The sequence below is a fragment of the Natrinema sp. LN54 genome, assembly GCF_052439245.1.
In the GTDB taxonomy this organism is placed as follows: domain Archaea; phylum Halobacteriota; class Halobacteria; order Halobacteriales; family Natrialbaceae; genus Natrinema; species Natrinema versiforme_A.
On record NZ_JBQVRP010000004.1, the window covers coordinates 42785 to 58555 of the forward strand.

Genomic DNA, 15771 nt, shown 5'->3' on the forward strand with positions numbered 1-15771 from the left:
GACGAGAGACGATCTTATGGAGGCGACGTATCGAGCACTCTGCAAACACGGGTACGCGGAGCTGACGATGCAGGATATCGCCGAGGAATCGACCAAGAGCAAGGGCACGCTTCACTACCACTTCGAGGGCAAGGGCGACCTCCTCGAGTCGTTTCTGGAGTATCTGTTGGATAGATTCGAGGAGCGGACCCGGACGGTCCCCGGCGAGACGCCGGCCGAACGACTCCACGAGTTCCTCGACGAACTCCTGACGCCCTCGGACGACGACTCCGCCAAGGAGTTCCGCACGGCCATCCTCGAGATCAAGGCCCAAGCGCCGTACAACGAGGCCTATCAGAACCAACTGAGCGAGTTCGATAGCGCGCTCCACGATCGGATCGCGGGCCTCGTCGCGGACGGCCTCGAGTCGGGCGAGTTCCGCGAGGGGGTCGACCCCGACGAGACGGCCGACTTCCTCACGACGATGTTCCACGGCGCGCAGACGCGGGCGGTCGCCGTCGATCGGTCACCCGAGCGGACGAAGCGGTACGTCCACGACTACATCGACGACACGCTACGCGCAGCCGAGACGAGCAGTGATGGCTCGGAGACGGCGAACCGTGATCTCACGGAGGCTGGCGAATGAGCCTATTGGACCGGCTTTCCGGTCTGTTCAAGGGCCGCGAGGAGTTCGAGCTGACGGAGGGCGGCATCGCGAAGCCGCTGTTCTATCTGTCGCTGCCGATCATCGTGACGAATCTGCTGCAGACGGCCTACAACCTCATCGACACGTTCTGGCTGGGCCAGTACAGTACCGAAGCACTCGCGGCGATCAGCTTTGCGTTCCCGATGGTCTTCCTGCTTATCTCGGTCGGGATGGGGTTATCAGTCGCCGGGAGCGTCCTCGTCGCCCAGCACATCGGTGCGGACGAGGAGAGCGAGGCTGAGTACGCCGCCTCTCAGACGGTGGCCCTGTCGCTGATCGGGGCGGTAATCCTTGGCCTCGTCGGTTTCGCCTTCGTCGAGGAACTGCTGGCCCTGCTCGGGGCGTCTCCGGACGTGTTGCCGCTGGCGACCGACTACATGCAGGTCATCTCGCTGGGCATGGCCTTCATGTTCGGCTTCTTCGTCTTCATCGCGCTCATGCGCGGCTACGGCGACACGATCACGCCGATGCTCGTGATGTTCGGCTCGGTGGTCCTCAACGTGATCCTCGACCCGTTCCTGATCTTCGGCTGGACGGTCGTCGAGAACGCACCACTCGTGGGTACGATCAGCTTCCCCGAACTCGGCATTCAGGGCGCGGCGATCGCCACGGTCTTCTCCCGCGCGCTCGCGCTCGTCGTCGGACTGGCGATTATGTTCCGCGGAACGCGGGGTGTCCGAATCCGGCTTCAACAGATGCGCCCGGACCTTTCCTTCGCCAAGAAGCTCGTCTCGATCGGCTTCCCGGCATCGATCGAGGGCATGGGTCGTGCGCTGTCGATCAACCTGCTGTTGGTGATCGTCGGGCTGTTCCCGACCTACGTCGTCGCGGCGTACGGGATCGGAACGCGCGTGTTCTCGGTCATCTTCCTCCCGGCGATCGCGGTCGCCCGCGGGGTCGAGACGATGACCGGCCAGAACGTCGGCGCGGACAAGCCGGACCGCGCGGAGGCCGCCGCCGACTTCGCCGCCAAAGTCATGTTCGTCGTCCTCGGGGTGCTGGGCGTCGTGGCGTGGCTCGCCGCGGAGCCGATCACCGCCGCGTTCACCGACGACCCCGAAGTCATCGAGGTCGGCGTCACGTTCCTCCGATACGTCGCGCCCTCCTTCGGGTTCATCGGCGTCATGCGAGCCTACAACGGCAGCTTCCGGGGAACCGGCAAAACGCTCACCGCCGCCGCGATCGTCCTCGTGACCTACGCGCTCGTCCGGCTTCCGATCGCGTACGGCCTCTCGCAGACGTCGCTGGAGTACCGCGGCATCTGGATCGCCTTCGCCGCTTCGAACGTCGTCGGCGCGGGGCTCGCCTACGCCTGGTACCGACGGGGGACGTGGCGCAGTGCCGACGTGACCGACGATCCGGCGGCTCCGGCGATCGGCGAACCGGATGCGAGCACCGACGACTGAGGATACGGTCGTTTCAGTGACGTGTGGTATCCACTCCAGTAAAGTGTCGCGAGACTGCGTCTTTGATCGAACTCGAACACCATGGGAGCGTCAAATCTGAACCGCCGTTCACGGGTCGACGAGCGCGTACAGCGGCGCAACTGCCCGATTCGTGACGCGTGGTGGTGATCAATGGTCGAAACCGTCTCGATCGACATTCTGAGTCTCCTGCTCGTCCTCTCGGTCGCGTGGGTGTTCGGCGCGGTCGCCGAGCGCTTCGGCTATCCGACGATGATGGGGGAGCTGTTCGCCGGCATCGCGTTCGGGCCCGCGTTGCTCGGGCTCTTACACCCCTCGGAACTGCTCTCGGTGCTGTCCGAACTCGGCGTGTTCCTCCTGATGGTCTACGTCGGGATGGAGGTCGATCTCAGGGAACTGTTCGAACTCGGCCCGCAGTCGCTGCTGATCGCCTTCGGGGCCTTCGTCATCCCGTTCGGACTCGGCTACGCGGCCGGCGTCTGGCTCGGCGTCTCCGTCGGGGCGGCGCTGTTCCTCGGCCTCGCCATGGCCGCCACGTCGCTGGCGACGAAATCCCGGATTCTGGCCGACCTCGAGCTCCTCGACACCCGAATCGCGAACGTGTTGCTCGGGGGCGCGCTCGCCTCGGACGTGGGCGTGCTCATCGCGTTCGCCGGCGTCGACAGCTACGTGACCGCGGGCGCGCTTGACCCGACCGAAATCGGTGTGATCCTCCTGCAGGCGATCGGTTTCTTCGCGGCAACGCTGCTGATCGGCTACCGATTCCTGCCGGTCGCGTGGCGGTACATCGAACGCCAGCGCGAGCGGTACGGGTTCGTCGATCGGACGACCGCCTTCACCTTCGCCCTGCTCGTCTCCCTGCTGTTCGCCCAACTCGCGACGCTCGCGGACCTGCACATGATCATCGGCGGCTTCATGGCGGGCATGTTTCTCCGGCAGGCGGACGTCGAGCCGGGGCTCTACGAGCACATGCACACGGTCATCTACGACCTCGCGATGGGGCTGTTCGCGCCCGTCTTCTTCGTCACGGTCGGCTTCCAGATCACGTTCGACGTGTTCTTCGACTCCTTTGCCGTCCTCGCCGGACTTGTCGCCATCGCGTTCCTCGGCAAGATCATCGGCTCGTGGCTGTTCTCGCTCCCGACGTCGCTGACCTCCCGCGAGGGGCTCGTCGTCGGCTTCGGCATGAACGGCCGCGGGACCGTCGAGATCATCATCGCACAGGTCGCCTACGAGGCCGGGGTCATCGGCGCGGAAATGTTCTCGATCCTCGTGTTCATCGCGATCTTCACGACCGCGCTCGTCCCCGTCACCGTCACGTGGGGCGTGCGCCTGCTCGAGGCGGCGGACGAACTCGTCTACGTCGACTCGGCGGCGACGACCGAGAACTGACTCACTGACTGCGGCCTGCCGCTCTCCTCGCACGCACCTGCTCGCGGCTCGGCTCGCGGGCCTCGAGCGGGGCGTTTTTGCCGCCCGCGCCAGCAGGTAGGGGTATGCAAGTCCACGTCGTGGGCGACGACCCCGTTCGCGAGGCCGTCGTTACCGCACTCGATGATGTCGATATCGGCGTTCGGGACGCCGATCCGGCGGACCTCGGCGACGCTCGCTTCGCGGTCGTCAGCGATGTCGCCGGGTCGCCGACGTTCGAGCGGGCGAACGAGGCCGCCCGAACCGGCGGGACACCTTGGATCGCCGTCGAAATCGGCGGCGTCGGCGGGCAGCCGCTGCCGAACATCGACGCTGCAGTCTCCGGGTTCGCGCCCGCTACGGGCTGTTTCGACTGTCTGCGCGCTCGCGTCGCGTCGAACCTCGAGGAGCGAGCCGACGGCCCGCAGGCCGATCGCGCCGCGGCGCGACTCGCCGGTTCGGTCGCCGGCCGGGAGTGCGTACGCATCTTTTCGGGCGACGACGGCTCGATCATGGGACACACGCTCGAGGTGCCACACGCCCGGCGGGAGGTCCTGCCGGTCCCCGGCTGTGCGTGTGCGGCGGGCGACCGGGATCGCACGCTCGAGCGCGACGCCGAGACGCTCGCTCTCGACGCGGCCGTCGAAGGCGCCGACCGAGCGATCGACGGCCGCGTCGGTCCGATCGCGAGTATCGGCGAGATCGAGTCGTTCCCGGCGCCGTACTACCTGTCGACGGTCGCGGACACGACCGCGTACAGCGACGCCAGCGCGCCGAGACAGGCCGCCGGCGTCGCCACCGACTGGAACGCCGCGCTGATGAAAGCCGTCGGCGAGGGCCTCGAGCGCTACTGCGCCGGCGTCTACCGCGAGGACGACTTCGTCCGCGCGAGCGAAGCCGACCTCGAGAGCGCGGTCGCTCCGACGGACCTCGTTCGACCGGACGACGCGCCCGCCTACGATGCCGGCGATGAACACCGCTGGGTCCCGGGCGAGGACCTCGCGACCGGCGAGACGGTCCACCTGCCCGCTGCGGCGGTCCAGTTCCCACAGCCCGGCGAGTCGCTGGTTCCGGCGATCACGACCGGGCTGGGTCTCGGTTCCTCGACGGTCGACGCGCTGATCTCCGGGCTGACGGAAGTGATCGAGCGCGACGCGACGATGCTCGCGTGGTACTCGACGTTCGAGCCGCTCGAACTGTCGGTCGAGACGCCGGAGTTCGACGCGCTCGAGCGCCGCGCCCGGAGCGAGGGGCTATCTGTGACGCCGCTGCTCGTGACCCAAGATATCGACGTGCCCGTTGTCGCCGCGGCCGTCCACCGGGATCCGGACGCACTCGAGGACGGCGACCCGGTGTCGGCCGACGACGACGCGTGGCCGGCGTTCGCAGCCGGGTCGGCGGCCGGACTCGACGCCGAAGCGGCCGCGGCGTCGGCGCTCGAGGAGGCACTCCAGAACTGGATGGAACTGCGGGACCTCGGGCCGGACGGGGCCGACGATGCGGGCGGCGAAATCGGCACGTACGCCTCGTTTCCGGAGCGAGCGCGGGGGTTCGTCGACGCCGAGCGGACGGTTCCGGCGGCGAGCGTCGGCCCCGACCCCGTTCCGACGGGGGCCGATCGGCTCGAGGCGCTGTGCTCGCGGACGGCCGACGCCGGGCTGACGCCGTCCGCGGCGCGGCTGACGACCCGGGATATCGAGGCGATCGGCTTCGAAGCGGTTCGCGTGCTCGTCCCCGGCGCGCAGCCGCTGTTTACCGGCGAGCCGTTCTTCGGCGAACGGGCCCGGACCGTCCCGGCGGATCTCGGCTTCGAACCACGCCTCGAGCGCGCGTTCCATCCGTACCCCTGACCGGTCCGGAAGAAGCGAGGATCGGCGGGGAAGACGCCGTCGGCTCGGCGGGTGGGGTCGAATCCGGCCTCGAGAATCTTCGTTGCGGGGGTCGGACGCTGGTGGGCCGTTAGTCCGTCGACTCGTTCGGCGTTTCGTTCGGATCGCCGCCGCTCGGGTCGGACGCGTTCGCCTCGGGATCGCCCGTTCCGGGCTCGCCGGTCGGACTCGCCTCGTCCGCTCCGTCTCCCCGATCGATGTCCAGAATCAGGTCCTCGTCGGTGAGCCGAACGGTGACGGATTTCGTACTCGAGGTGATCGTGACTTCCTTGAACGTCTCTTCGTCGTCTTCCCGTGCGTATCTGGTCACGCGCAAGGTCTGCTCGGTCGCGTCGAGATGGGGCAGCGACGCCGACTCGTTCGCCGTGACCGTGTAACTCTCGTCGTAGGTCTGGCGGTTCGTCCCGGTCTCGTAGGCCTCGAGCGTGAGGTCGTAGTGGCGGTCGGCCTCGCTGTGGACCTCGATGGGCACCAGCCCCTGAAAGCTGCCCTTATAGTGCTCTCGTAAGTTCTCGATACAGCCCGAGAGTCCCGCGACGGCGGTCACCCCGGCGGTTCGAAGTACCGTGCGGCGGTTCACGTGTTGACCTCCGGGTCGGACGACCGTATGCGTTACTCTTCCGGTCGGCACGCCTCACCCTCGCACCCGTCTGATATCCTCTCCCACGGGATTTTTGCTGCAGGAGCCAAACGACGGAGTATGGAGAAAGTCGCGATCGACGACGTGGATACCGAACTCAATCCGATGGGCGTTCACTCGGTCAGACGGCCGATTTCGGACGCGCTCGGGTTCTCCGACTTCGCGATGAACTACTTCGAACTCGAGCCCGGCGAGTCGTTCTCCGGCGGGATGCACACCCACCACGATCAGGAGGAGGTCTTCTACGTACAGGAGGGGACCGCGACGTTCGAGACGCGCGCGTCGCAACGCGACGCGGACGACGCGAGCGAGGAAAAGAGCGAAGTCACCGTCGACGAGGGCGAAGTGATCCGATTCGAGCCCGGCGATTTCCAGCACGGCTACAACGACACCGACGAGCGAGTCGTCGGCTTCGCCTTCGGCGCGCCCGAATCGAAACACGACTGGGATCAGATCGAGTCGCTGGTCTACTGCCGGGACTGCGAGGCAGAAACCGCCCACGGCCTCGAACTCACCGACGGGGGGAACTTCCGGATGACCTGTACCGAGTGCGGCCACGCGTTCGTCCCCCAGTGATCCGAGCCGGAGGGGAAGGTTGTTGATGTGGGGCCGATAGCATCAGCATATGGCTGCACAAGACAGTTCGAACGATGGAATCGACACGACGCTTTTCGTGACCGTTTCCGGGCCGCCGGGCTGTGGCGCGACGACGCTCTGTGAACGGCTCGCCGACGCGATGGGCTGTCCGTACGTCTCCGGCGGGGACATCTTCCGCGAACTCGCGGACGATCGGGATATGAACCTCAATCAGCTCACCGCGAAGGCCGACGAGGACGACGATATCGACCGCGCCTTAGATCAGCGGCTCCAGCAGATCGCCGAGAAGTGGGGGATGGCCAACAAGCCGTTCATCCTCGAGTCCCGGCTGGCGGGCTGGCTCGCCGGCGAACGCGCGGACCTGCGGATCTGGCTCGACGCGCCCGAGGACGTGCGTCTCGATCGCATCGACGACCGCGGCGAGACCGACGCGGAGATGCGCGTCCGCGAGGTCAGCGAAGCCGGCCGCTATCAGTCGTACTACCAGATCGACATCGGCGACCGGTCGTTCTACGACCTCCACATCAACACCGCCCGCTGGAGCAAGTCCGCCGTGTTCACCATCGTCCGATCCGCGATCGAGGAGTACGATCCGGAACTCGACGAGGGATCGTTCACGACGCCGACGATCGATCCGTAAGGGTCGGCGTTTCGATCAGAGCGGTACCACACCGTCTCGGTCGGAAGCGGACGACCGCGATGGCCACGTTATCGCGGTGGCCGAGTATCGCGGTCGCGATTCCGCCACGGGTTTTCGCTACTCGCTGTCCGGCGAGTAGTTCGGCGCTTCGTCGGTGATAACGACGTCGTGAGCGTGGCTCTCGGCCTGTCCGGCCGCGGAGACGCGGACGAACTCGCTGCGCTCTTTGAACCCGGGGATCGTCTCCGCGCCGACGTATCCCATGCCCGATTGCATGCCGCCCGCGAGCTGGTGGAGTTCGGACTTCAGCGTGCCCTTGTACGGCGTCGCTGCCTCGACGCCCTCGGGGACGTACTCGTCTTCCTCGTCGGGTTCGTCCTTGAGGTATCGGTCGCTGTCGCCGGATTTCATCGCGCCGACCGATCCCATGCCGCGGTACTGCTTGTACTTCTTGCCGTTCATCGTGACGACCCGGCCCGGCGCTTCGTCGGTGCCGGCGAAGTAGGAGCCGAGCATGACCGCGTCGGCACCGGCCGCGACCGCCTTGATCGCGTCGCCGGAGTACCGAATGCCGCCGTCGGCGATCACCGGTACGTCGTGTTCGGCGGCCACGTCGGCGACCTGCGCGACGGCCGTGATCTGGGGCATCCCCGACCCCGAGACGACGCGCGTGGTACAGATCGACCCCGGACCGATGCCGACCTTGAGACCGTCCGCGAAGTCGACGAGGTCCTCGGCCGCCTCTCGAGTGCCGATGTTACCGACGACGACATCGGCGTCGACGGACTCCTTGATCGCTCGAGCGCCGTCGATGACGTTCAGGTTGTGCGCGTGCGCGGTGTCAATAAATAGAACGTCCGCGCCGGCCTCGTCGGCGGCCTCGGCGCGGTCCTGCTCGAACGGACTGACGGCGACGCCACAGCGCAGTCGGCCGTCCTCGTCGCGGACTGCCTCGCCGTACTCGCGGCGCTGGAGAATGCCCTGCATCGTGACGAGTCCGACCAGGAGGTTCTCGTTGTCGACGACGGGGACGCGCTCGATCTTGTGCTCGTACATCAGGTCGAACGCCTCGCGGGCGTCGATGTCCTCGTGGGCCGTGATGACCTCGTCGGTCATCGCTTCGGTGACCGGGTCGTCCTCGTTGACCTCGAGGTGAGGTCGGATGTCCGTACTCGAGATGATCCCGAGGACCTCGCCGTTGGTGTTGACGACGGGTGCGCCGCCGACGCCGCGACGGGCCATCCGTTCGTCGACCTCGCGGACCGTCATTTCGGGGTCGGCGGTGACGACCGAATCGAGGGGGATGATGAGTTCGTCGGCGCTCTTGACGCGGCCGATCTCCTCGACCATCTCGTCGATGTTCATGTTGCGATGGAGGACCCCGAGGCCGCCATGGCGGGCCATCGCGATCGCCATGTCGCTCTCGGTGACGGTGTCCATCGCGGCCGAGAGGATCGGCACCGAGACCTCGACGTTTTTCGAGACGCGGGACGTGAGGTCCGCGTCGTCGGGTTCGACGCGGCTCTCCTTCGGACGGAGAAGGACGTCATCGAACGTTAGCGCTTCCGGTACCTGCAGTTTCGAAGAATAGGGCTCGTGCTCGGGAACGTCGTTCGCCATGTAAACCGTCCGGACCCCCGGGCAAAAAGCGTTGCGAGATAAAATCAGTTGTGAACGGTTAACGGGGCCCGCAACGGGCGATTCGTCTAGTCGCGTTGGAACGCTTCGTTCGGTCGTGGTCCGGATTCGAATCCGGGTGCGATTCGGATCCGGAACCGGCTTCAGTTCTCGAGTTCGGCTCTCGTCTGCGAGTCGTCACCGTCGCGTCTTTCATCGTCGTGCGTGACAGTCCCCTCGATCGCTGATACTCGAGGCGATCCCCGCGACGGGTACACAGATACCTGCCAGACCTGTGCATTTCAGTACGAATCTGTCCGCTACTGACGAAACAGTTCCGGGTCGTGAAATCCCGTCTCACACAACGTTTATTGACAGTCCTCTCGTTTCCCCGAGTATGTACGCTGTGAGTGCAGCCGTCGCCCGAACCGCTGGCCGGACGAGTTTCGACTCCGTCGCTGCCCAGTTCGGGAATTTTACACCAAAACTCACAGCGCGAGGCCCGAAATTCGATGCGATCGACCGGTGTGCGGACCGGTCGGTACGGGACTGCCCGTCATATCGCCCACAGGCCTCGGGTCACGGCCATCGGCCCTGACCGATGAGTACGTCACAACACCCGGTCGCGCTCCAGATGGAGCGCATCATCGGGGGTGACGCCAGACTGCTGGCGCTGGTGATGATGCTGCCGTTAGTCGACGGCGTCTTCCCCGCGTTGATCCTGGCCGGAGCGCTCAACGAGCCGCTCGGCGCGATTCAGGTCGGCCTGCTGATCTTCGGCGGCAGCGCCACCGTCGCGGTGATTCTGGCGGAGATGGACGGCACGCCCCGAGAGCAGGCGACCGTCGTCTTACTCGTCGGGATCCCGTTGATACTGCTCGCGGCGGTCCAAGCCGCGTTCGCGCCGGCGATCGGCAGCGTCCTCGACGACGCCATCATCACCCGATTCGCAGCGCTGGTTATCCTCGCCATCGCGGCCAAGACCGCCAGCGCGACGATCGGCGAGTACCTGCCGAACCCCGTCGTCATCATCGGACTGGGGCTGGTCGCGAGCCTCGACCCCGCCGGGGCGAACTTCGACCTGATGACCGATCCGACCCTCATGGTCCACGCGACGCTGGCCGCCGCCGTCGGGGTGGGCTTCGCGCTCGCGATCGCGCTCACCGGGCCGTACCTGCGGGAGTACATGGACATCGACCGGTTCCGCTTCGGGAGCGCGGTCGCGCTCGGACTGCTCCCACTCTCGCTGCTCGGGATGGCCTTCGGACAGGCCCCGCTGGCCGCACTGCTCGTCGCCGGCCTGTTCGCCGTCGACCTCCCGCTCGGCGGCGACGACGCCGACTCGAGCACTGGCGCGGGCGATGCGGCCACCCAGATGGGCGCGCTGGCCGACGGCGGAGAGAAAGGCGACTCGAGCGAGCCGGTGGCCACCGAGAGCGAGGACGAGCCGGACGCGTATCCGGGCGACGACGGCACGGACACCGCCGGGCGGGCCCCGTGGCTGTAGGGCGATTCTGAATCGAAACCACTTTAGGGTGGATGGCCCAACGAAGACTCGAGGGGTCGTGGCCAAGCCAGGCATGGCGGCTGACTCCAGAGGCAACGCGCCCGGGACGAAACTCCAGACTGATATACTGATCGGGCACCTGATCAGTGCTCGTGTGATGACCCTCTGGAGTTCCGAGGCGCACCGGAGATATCAGTAGATCGGGGGTTCAAATCCCTCCGACCCCATTACCTCGACATACAACCCTTCTAACCACGGTTATCGGCCGTCTTAGCCGATCCTTTATAAGCCGAACGGGAGATATCACGAAAGGATATCAGTACCCGATCTATCGGTTTGGGTCTCAAGTCGCCGCCGTATGGTGGTCGAGTAGATACTCACAACCGGCAATATTAACAGTATCTCTTTAGCAGCCTTTCTCCTAGAGTAGACGAATTTGAGCAACAAGGACCAAGGGGAATTTCTATGGTGTGGACCCAGACCAAGGCATCTAGCAGACGATTCTTCGATTATAGAATAAGTATCTCACTCCCTATCCAAGATATGGTTCTCTACTCTGTCTTTCGAACTTTCGACTAATGCTTTACTTTCTCTCCTCAACTCGAACGATTTCTTGGCTAGTTCTCCGACTCTTTTCTGAATATCTAAGGGGACAAGAGGAACAGTTAGACGTTTCAAATCAGTCTTATTAATAGATGTCATAACTGCTCCCGATGTCATCTGTTCTATCTGATGTTGCATAAGTGGAGAACGCATCAAGACAAATAGGAATTCAGGCACGGCATTTTCTGGTCTGAGAACATAGAATCCAGTTGTTGCCACTTCATTATCATGTTCTTCATCAACTACTGTTACTGCTTTACTTGATCCACTTAAGTAGGGAACAAGAACATCTTCCTTTTTGATTCTCATGCGCGCTCTGCTGGGCGCTTCGTGTCCAACAACATTTTCATGTTCTTTAATTTCTCCTGTGTGTTCATCAACTGAGCTTATGGTGAGATATTTGAATTGCTCTTCAGGTGTCTCAGAGGGGTCAATTTTGTCATTGGAAATAACAAACTGCTCCTTAGCTTTACTCAACTGTTTTGTTTCAAATGGACAACTTTCCAACTCATTTACGATCTCAGTATATTTCGGACGGTAGAACTCTGCATCTAGTCTAATTTGAGAGTCTATTTCGCTATATTCTGAGGAATATATATTACTATCTTCTGACGATAGAGAAAGACCTAATTCATCTTTTAAGATCGCCTCTGCCTCCTCCAGATGGTTATCTGCTCGGTTCTTTTTCCTATATGCCTCTTTAACGGTACTCTCTATTTCCTTCTGAAACTGCTCGGAAGGAAGGTAGACCTTTAGATTGCGTGCCCTCTCAAGATTCAGATGTTGTTGAGCTTGTTGTGAGCCAGCTCTCTGCATTTGTAGTTGTCCAAACTTTGTAGAGAGATATGTCGCTAAATATCGGGGATAGGAATAGTCTGTTTTAACCCCAACAATGTCCTGGCTAATGTTGCACTTGTCAATGTCCTCTGGTACATAGCCAGTGATTCCCATTGTCACGCCGCTTTTGGCGATCACCAAGTCGCCAGGGCCGAGACAAGTTCGACTGTTGCGTTCGTTCTCTTCTTCAGTGATGTAGACGACTTCAGAATCGTCGATAGTCAAGTCGTCTATCTGGGAAATCCTAATAAACGGAACACCAGAGTCAACATATTGGTGGGCTCTAATATCGAAAATCCCTTTCCGTATTTCATCTGAAATATTCTTCAAACTTTTCACTCTCGCTGTTTCGGCAGAGTCTAGAGCCTGGTCGATCCTGTCAAACTCATCTCTGTAAAACTCTGCATCCAAGCGGTTTTCCACGTCAGAGAAGTTTACTACTTTTTCCATTGTCTTAGAAGCTAAAGTCATTTTGTTTCTTGAATCCCCGGAATCCATCAATGATTTCGGGGATGTCGGTCATGATTATCGGGTTGCCTTCTTCATCCTTAACGACTTCCCCTTTATTATTTCTCTTATATTTTGTCTCTGGTGACTGTTTATCTAACTCATACCCGATATCATCCGCTATAGACATGAATATATCATAGTCTTCTTCCTTCTTCTCTTCTAGCTCCTCCTCTGTAAGCTTCTGAAGGAAAAGGACGCTGGTCTTCGGGTTGGACCCAGACTGCTTAAATGTTCCAATAGGGAGAGAAACAACTCCAAGAATTCTTGCGTTCTGTCTAATGAACTCACGCACATATCGAGCGGTTTTATTGGTCAATATACCATCGGGAAGGACGATCCCCATCCTTCCACCTGGTTTCAGAAACTGGAGACATCGTTCAATGAATAGGATCTCCGGTGTCTGTCCGTTCTTCTGGAGGTCATGTGTTTTCTCGTGATTCCCAGATGAACTGTCTTTCTTCCACTTAAAACCCAAATCGAAATTCCTCAACTGACGTTTATTAGTTATTTTTCCTTCGGTGCCGAACGGTGGGTTTGTGAGTATAATATCAAACGAATCCTCATCCACACGCCCATTTGCACCGGCCTTTTGAGCTGATTCCTTGATCACGCTGAAGTCTTCTAAAGCATCTTCAGAGAAGATCCCCGAGTGACCGTCGCCGTATAGTACCATGTACATTTTGGCAACACGAGCCAGATCTGGATTGATATCCAGACCTCGAATATAGTTCTGGGCATACCGAACAAGCATATCCCGCAATTCCGACTCATCAACGTTTGGCCGGTTCTCTCGGAACTTATCCTCTACATGTTTCAAAGTCTCAATCAAAAAACCTCCAGAACCACAAGCGGGATCTAAAACAAGTTCACCATCTTGAGGGTTCAGACATTTAACGGCCAGCCGAAGGACTGGTTGCGGGGTAAAGAACTGGCCTCGATTCTCTCGTTGAACAGGCTTAATAAACGTCTGAAACGCTGTCCCCTTCACTTCGGCATCTGTGTCGGAGAGTGAATACTTCTGAAGTTGTGATACCGCGAACGCAAGTGAACTTGGCCCTAAATCAAGCTTATCGTGCTCATCAAAAACGTCGCTATATTCACCCTTGACTCGCTCAAAAGTGTCCTCTATTCGACCGACAAAGGCAGTTTCCTCATCATTTTGGATCTTCTCCATCTCTTCATCGGTGATGCGGAAATCACATTTGGCAGACCCACTCTTTTCATCAACTAGTTTGATGAAAATGACCTTGAGCATTTCATGGAAGACACGCTCACTAGATAGCCCTTCAGTTGCATAAATATGATTATGAATACTCTCAAAAACAGATTTCAAATCGGAAGCGGGTTCCAAATCCTCCTTCCGATAAGTTCCGATCTCATCTAGAGTTTGCCCATCTTTGGGGATGTCTGGAATCTCTCGGAAATATGGTGGCGTGTCTCTATTTTGAAGATATTCTACTTCATTTCCATTAAACCACACTCCAAAGTTGGCTTTTGTTGGACTCAAATATGATTTGAGTTGATCAATACCATCTGTTCGTTCTTCCCGTTTGGTTTCCACTATAATATGAATATTATCGAGACTATGATCATCTCCGTGAAATACCGCAATATCTGCTGGACCAATTGTTTTACTGCCCTTTTTAATCGTGAATTCCTTCTCAATATGGTCTTTTGGATAGTCGTACTCTTCAATAAGCCTTTTAAGAAATACCTGCCGTGCTTCTACCTCTTCAGGGGTAGCCTCTACTAACTCATCTGTTAGATAGCAACGTACGTAGCCTTCTTTTTCTTCCAATTCGCCCGCGCCTTCGATCGCAGCGCCAACATCATCGGTAGTAGATTCTTCAGACATGGTTGATTAGAGAGGAGTGGATTTTCTTGATACTTAATCCTTGTTTCTCTAAGACCCAAACGATTTACTGACATAATTATTCGTATACTCGAGACCATTATATAGACTTCTTATATATTATATTTTATAATCGGCTAGAGCTTCCGTCTAATATCTAAGGTATAATAGTGGCTTTTTACGTCATGCGCTCCTACTAGTCACCGCACACTTTCCCATTATGTCTACAGAGGAATCCAGACAGGTATACCGGTTGCACTCAACGCTCGAGCTGCCTCTCGATGAGCTTCATGAGCACATCGACGAGGCGACCTTGCCCGATGGGATCGACGATGTTGAGATTACACGGCGCAACAACACATTGATTCTCAAAGCCGACACCGAGGATCAATCCGTTAGCAAGTACACACCGGCGGCCCAGCTCAAGGCCAGCGTCACGGAGAACCGGGTCTATGAGGAAGACCCCGATGAGCGACGACAGAAATCTTCCCGCTGGGACGAGGAGGAAGAAGAGATAGAGTCTGAACTCGTGGAATACGCCGCGTTCAAGGGCGACCGCGAGACTGTCCTCCAGAACTCGCTGTTACAGTACCAGATGTTCCTGGTCCTCTGTGGAATTGCCGAAGCCACAGAGAAAGGCACTCTGACGGCGATTACTGAGCATGCCGGTGATCTTGAGGCAACCCGGATTGTTGACGGTGAGCCGCGGCCGGCCACTATTGAGGTCGTCGAAAGACCACGCAATCAAGGTTCAGACCAAGGTGGCGTCAATTGGCGGGACAACAAATTCATCTCAGATTAATATATCACTTCAACGAAGGTCGTAAATCTCGACTCCGAAAATCCATCGTCTCATCTGATTCAAACTCGAGCCGAAACAAGAAAGAGTCTTGGTCATATCCCGTTTCTGCTCCTGCGTCGTCTTCCAGTATCTCCACGATGGTTCCATGACGACCGTGGTATTGATCGTGGTCAGGGTCCGTTTCGTCCGGTATATCAACGCGCACACGGTCACCTTCTTTGAATCTGGGCATCTGGTCTGATAGAGAATATACTGAGGCGACTTTTAGTTGACTATGATTCAGTCATCTCCGACCACTCGCAGCCACATGAGTGACAGGTATAACACTTTTTCACACTCCTTCCTTCGTCTTTCTCGAACAGCCATATATCGCTATCATCGTTACAACGTGGACAGATTTCGTTGACTCTCCAAGCAGTTCGCATAGCTCTATAAGACCACTTTCTGTAGCGTCGCCGGCATCTCTGAGTGGATCACGGCCCGCTCGCTTAGATGGAAGTCCATGTTCAGGGTCATTTGGAGGAAGGTCCACCAGTTCAGTCCGGCTCGATCTGCATACGGCGGGAAGCCGGTGTAGTCGATAGTCACGTACACTTGTGATTTGTGCAGCGATGGCCTTGGCGGTCGCGTCGGGGGTGATAGATATTGTCACCGACTACTACGGGTGGGTGGTGCTTGGGTTCTAATTCTCAGACCGGAGTCGAGGGAGATCGCTCGAGCCACTCCTTTTCCCTGCCGTAACAACACGACGAGTACGG

13 protein-coding genes and 1 tRNA gene are annotated in these 15771 nt (G+C 59.5%); 9 read left to right on the forward strand and 5 right to left on the reverse strand.

Features of this window, described 5'->3' with window-relative positions; genetic code table 11:
• Nucleotides 1-16: 16 nt before the first annotated feature.
• From ACT4ML_RS12625 to ACT4ML_RS12640, 4 genes are all read left to right on the forward strand, one after another.
• The gene (locus ACT4ML_RS12625) at nt 17-625 is read left to right on the forward strand and encodes a TetR/AcrR family transcriptional regulator (RefSeq protein WP_444721196.1); all 609 of its coding nucleotides are present in this window, start codon (nt 17-19) and stop codon (nt 623-625) included.
• Complete coding sequence (locus ACT4ML_RS12630) at nt 622-2091, forward strand: MATE family efflux transporter (protein ID WP_138245148.1); 1470 nt, start codon at nt 622-624, stop codon at nt 2089-2091. The genes ACT4ML_RS12625 and ACT4ML_RS12630 overlap by 4 nt, the downstream gene beginning before the upstream one ends.
• A 171-nt stretch (nt 2092-2262) precedes the next feature.
• Nucleotides 2263-3501 (forward strand): cation:proton antiporter, encoded by a 1239-nt coding sequence (locus ACT4ML_RS12635; protein ID WP_444721197.1) that lies wholly within the window; start codon nt 2263-2265, stop codon nt 3499-3501.
• 104 nt (nt 3502-3605) lie between these two features.
• Nucleotides 3606-5369, forward strand: a complete 1764-nt coding sequence (locus tag ACT4ML_RS12640; RefSeq protein WP_444721198.1) for a YcaO-like family protein — start codon at nt 3606-3608, stop codon at nt 5367-5369.
• Between the two features lie 109 nt (nt 5370-5478).
• Here ACT4ML_RS12640 and ACT4ML_RS12645 read toward each other — a convergent pair whose 3' ends face one another.
• On the reverse strand, nt 5479-5955 hold the full coding sequence (locus tag ACT4ML_RS12645) for a hypothetical protein (protein WP_444721636.1): 477 nt from the start codon (nt 5953-5955) through the stop codon (nt 5479-5481).
• Between the two features lie 153 nt (nt 5956-6108).
• On the opposite strand from ACT4ML_RS12645, the gene ACT4ML_RS12650 reads away from it, so the two are divergent.
• The gene (locus tag ACT4ML_RS12650) at nt 6109-6624 is read left to right on the forward strand and encodes a cupin domain-containing protein (RefSeq protein ID WP_444721199.1); all 516 of its coding nucleotides are present in this window, start codon (nt 6109-6111) and stop codon (nt 6622-6624) included.
• 49 nt (nt 6625-6673) lie between these two features.
• Nucleotides 6674-7285, forward strand: coding sequence for a (d)CMP kinase (cmk, locus tag ACT4ML_RS12655; protein WP_444721200.1), 612 nt, complete (start codon nt 6674-6676; stop codon nt 7283-7285).
• Between the two features lie 117 nt (nt 7286-7402).
• Here the strand turns inward: cmk and guaB are convergent, their stop codons facing one another.
• Nucleotides 7403-8905: an IMP dehydrogenase gene (gene guaB / locus ACT4ML_RS12660; RefSeq protein ID WP_444721201.1), complete on the reverse strand. Its 1503-nt coding sequence runs from the start codon at nt 8903-8905 to the stop codon at nt 7403-7405.
• Nucleotides 8906-9503: 598 nt separating this feature from the next.
• Between guaB and ACT4ML_RS12665 the strand changes: the two genes are divergently transcribed.
• Together ACT4ML_RS12665 and ACT4ML_RS12670 are read left to right on the forward strand one after the other, a co-directional pair.
• On the forward strand, nt 9504-10409 hold the full coding sequence (locus ACT4ML_RS12665) for a DUF5794 domain-containing protein (protein ID WP_444721202.1): 906 nt from the start codon (nt 9504-9506) through the stop codon (nt 10407-10409).
• A gap of 52 nt (nt 10410-10461) precedes the next feature.
• Nucleotides 10462-10636: transfer RNA gene (locus tag ACT4ML_RS12670), tRNA-Trp, on the forward strand.
• Nucleotides 10637-10934: 298 nt separating this feature from the next.
• On the opposite strand, the gene ACT4ML_RS12675 is transcribed toward ACT4ML_RS12670, so the two are convergent.
• Nucleotides 10935-12347, reverse strand: coding sequence for a restriction endonuclease subunit S (locus tag ACT4ML_RS12675; protein ID WP_444721203.1), 1413 nt, complete (start codon nt 12345-12347; stop codon nt 10935-10937).
• A complete protein-coding gene (locus ACT4ML_RS12680) occupies nt 12304-14214 on the reverse strand; it encodes a restriction endonuclease subunit M (protein WP_444721204.1) in 1911 nt (636 codons plus the stop codon). The genes ACT4ML_RS12675 and ACT4ML_RS12680 overlap by 44 nt, the downstream gene beginning before the upstream one ends.
• 217 nt (nt 14215-14431) lie before the next feature.
• On the opposite strand from ACT4ML_RS12680, the gene ACT4ML_RS12685 reads away from it, so the two are divergent.
• Nucleotides 14432-15013, forward strand: coding sequence for a DUF7110 family protein (locus ACT4ML_RS12685; RefSeq protein WP_444721205.1), 582 nt, complete (start codon nt 14432-14434; stop codon nt 15011-15013).
• Between the two features lie 4 nt (nt 15014-15017).
• Here ACT4ML_RS12685 and ACT4ML_RS12690 read toward each other — a convergent pair whose 3' ends face one another.
• Complete coding sequence (locus ACT4ML_RS12690; RefSeq protein WP_444721206.1) at nt 15018-15245, reverse strand: hypothetical protein; 228 nt, start codon at nt 15243-15245, stop codon at nt 15018-15020.
• Nucleotides 15246-15771: the final 526 nt, after the last annotated feature.

Coding starts and splice junctions, on each gene's coding strand:
- ACT4ML_RS12625 (WP_444721196.1), top strand. CDS start 17: ATGGAGGCGACGTATCGAGCACTCTGCAAACACGGGTACGCGGAGCTG.
- ACT4ML_RS12630 (WP_138245148.1), top strand. CDS start 622: ATGAGCCTATTGGACCGGCTTTCCGGTCTGTTCAAGGGCCGCGAGGAG.
- ACT4ML_RS12635 (WP_444721197.1), top strand. CDS start 2,263: ATGGTCGAAACCGTCTCGATCGACATTCTGAGTCTCCTGCTCGTCCTC.
- ACT4ML_RS12640 (WP_444721198.1), top strand. CDS start 3,606: ATGCAAGTCCACGTCGTGGGCGACGACCCCGTTCGCGAGGCCGTCGTT.
- ACT4ML_RS12650 (WP_444721199.1), top strand. CDS start 6,109: ATGGAGAAAGTCGCGATCGACGACGTGGATACCGAACTCAATCCGATG.
- cmk (WP_444721200.1), top strand. CDS start 6,674: ATGGCTGCACAAGACAGTTCGAACGATGGAATCGACACGACGCTTTTC.
- guaB (WP_444721201.1), bottom strand. CDS start 8,905: ATGGCGAACGACGTTCCCGAGCACGAGCCCTATTCTTCGAAACTGCAG.
- ACT4ML_RS12665 (WP_444721202.1), top strand. CDS start 9,504: ATGAGTACGTCACAACACCCGGTCGCGCTCCAGATGGAGCGCATCATC.
- ACT4ML_RS12675 (WP_444721203.1), bottom strand. CDS start 12,347: ATGGATTCCGGGGATTCAAGAAACAAAATGACTTTAGCTTCTAAGACA.
- ACT4ML_RS12680 (WP_444721204.1), bottom strand. CDS start 14,214: ATGTCTGAAGAATCTACTACCGATGATGTTGGCGCTGCGATCGAAGGC.
- ACT4ML_RS12685 (WP_444721205.1), top strand. CDS start 14,432: ATGTCTACAGAGGAATCCAGACAGGTATACCGGTTGCACTCAACGCTC.
- ACT4ML_RS12690 (WP_444721206.1), bottom strand. CDS start 15,245: ATGCCCAGATTCAAAGAAGGTGACCGTGTGCGCGTTGATATACCGGAC.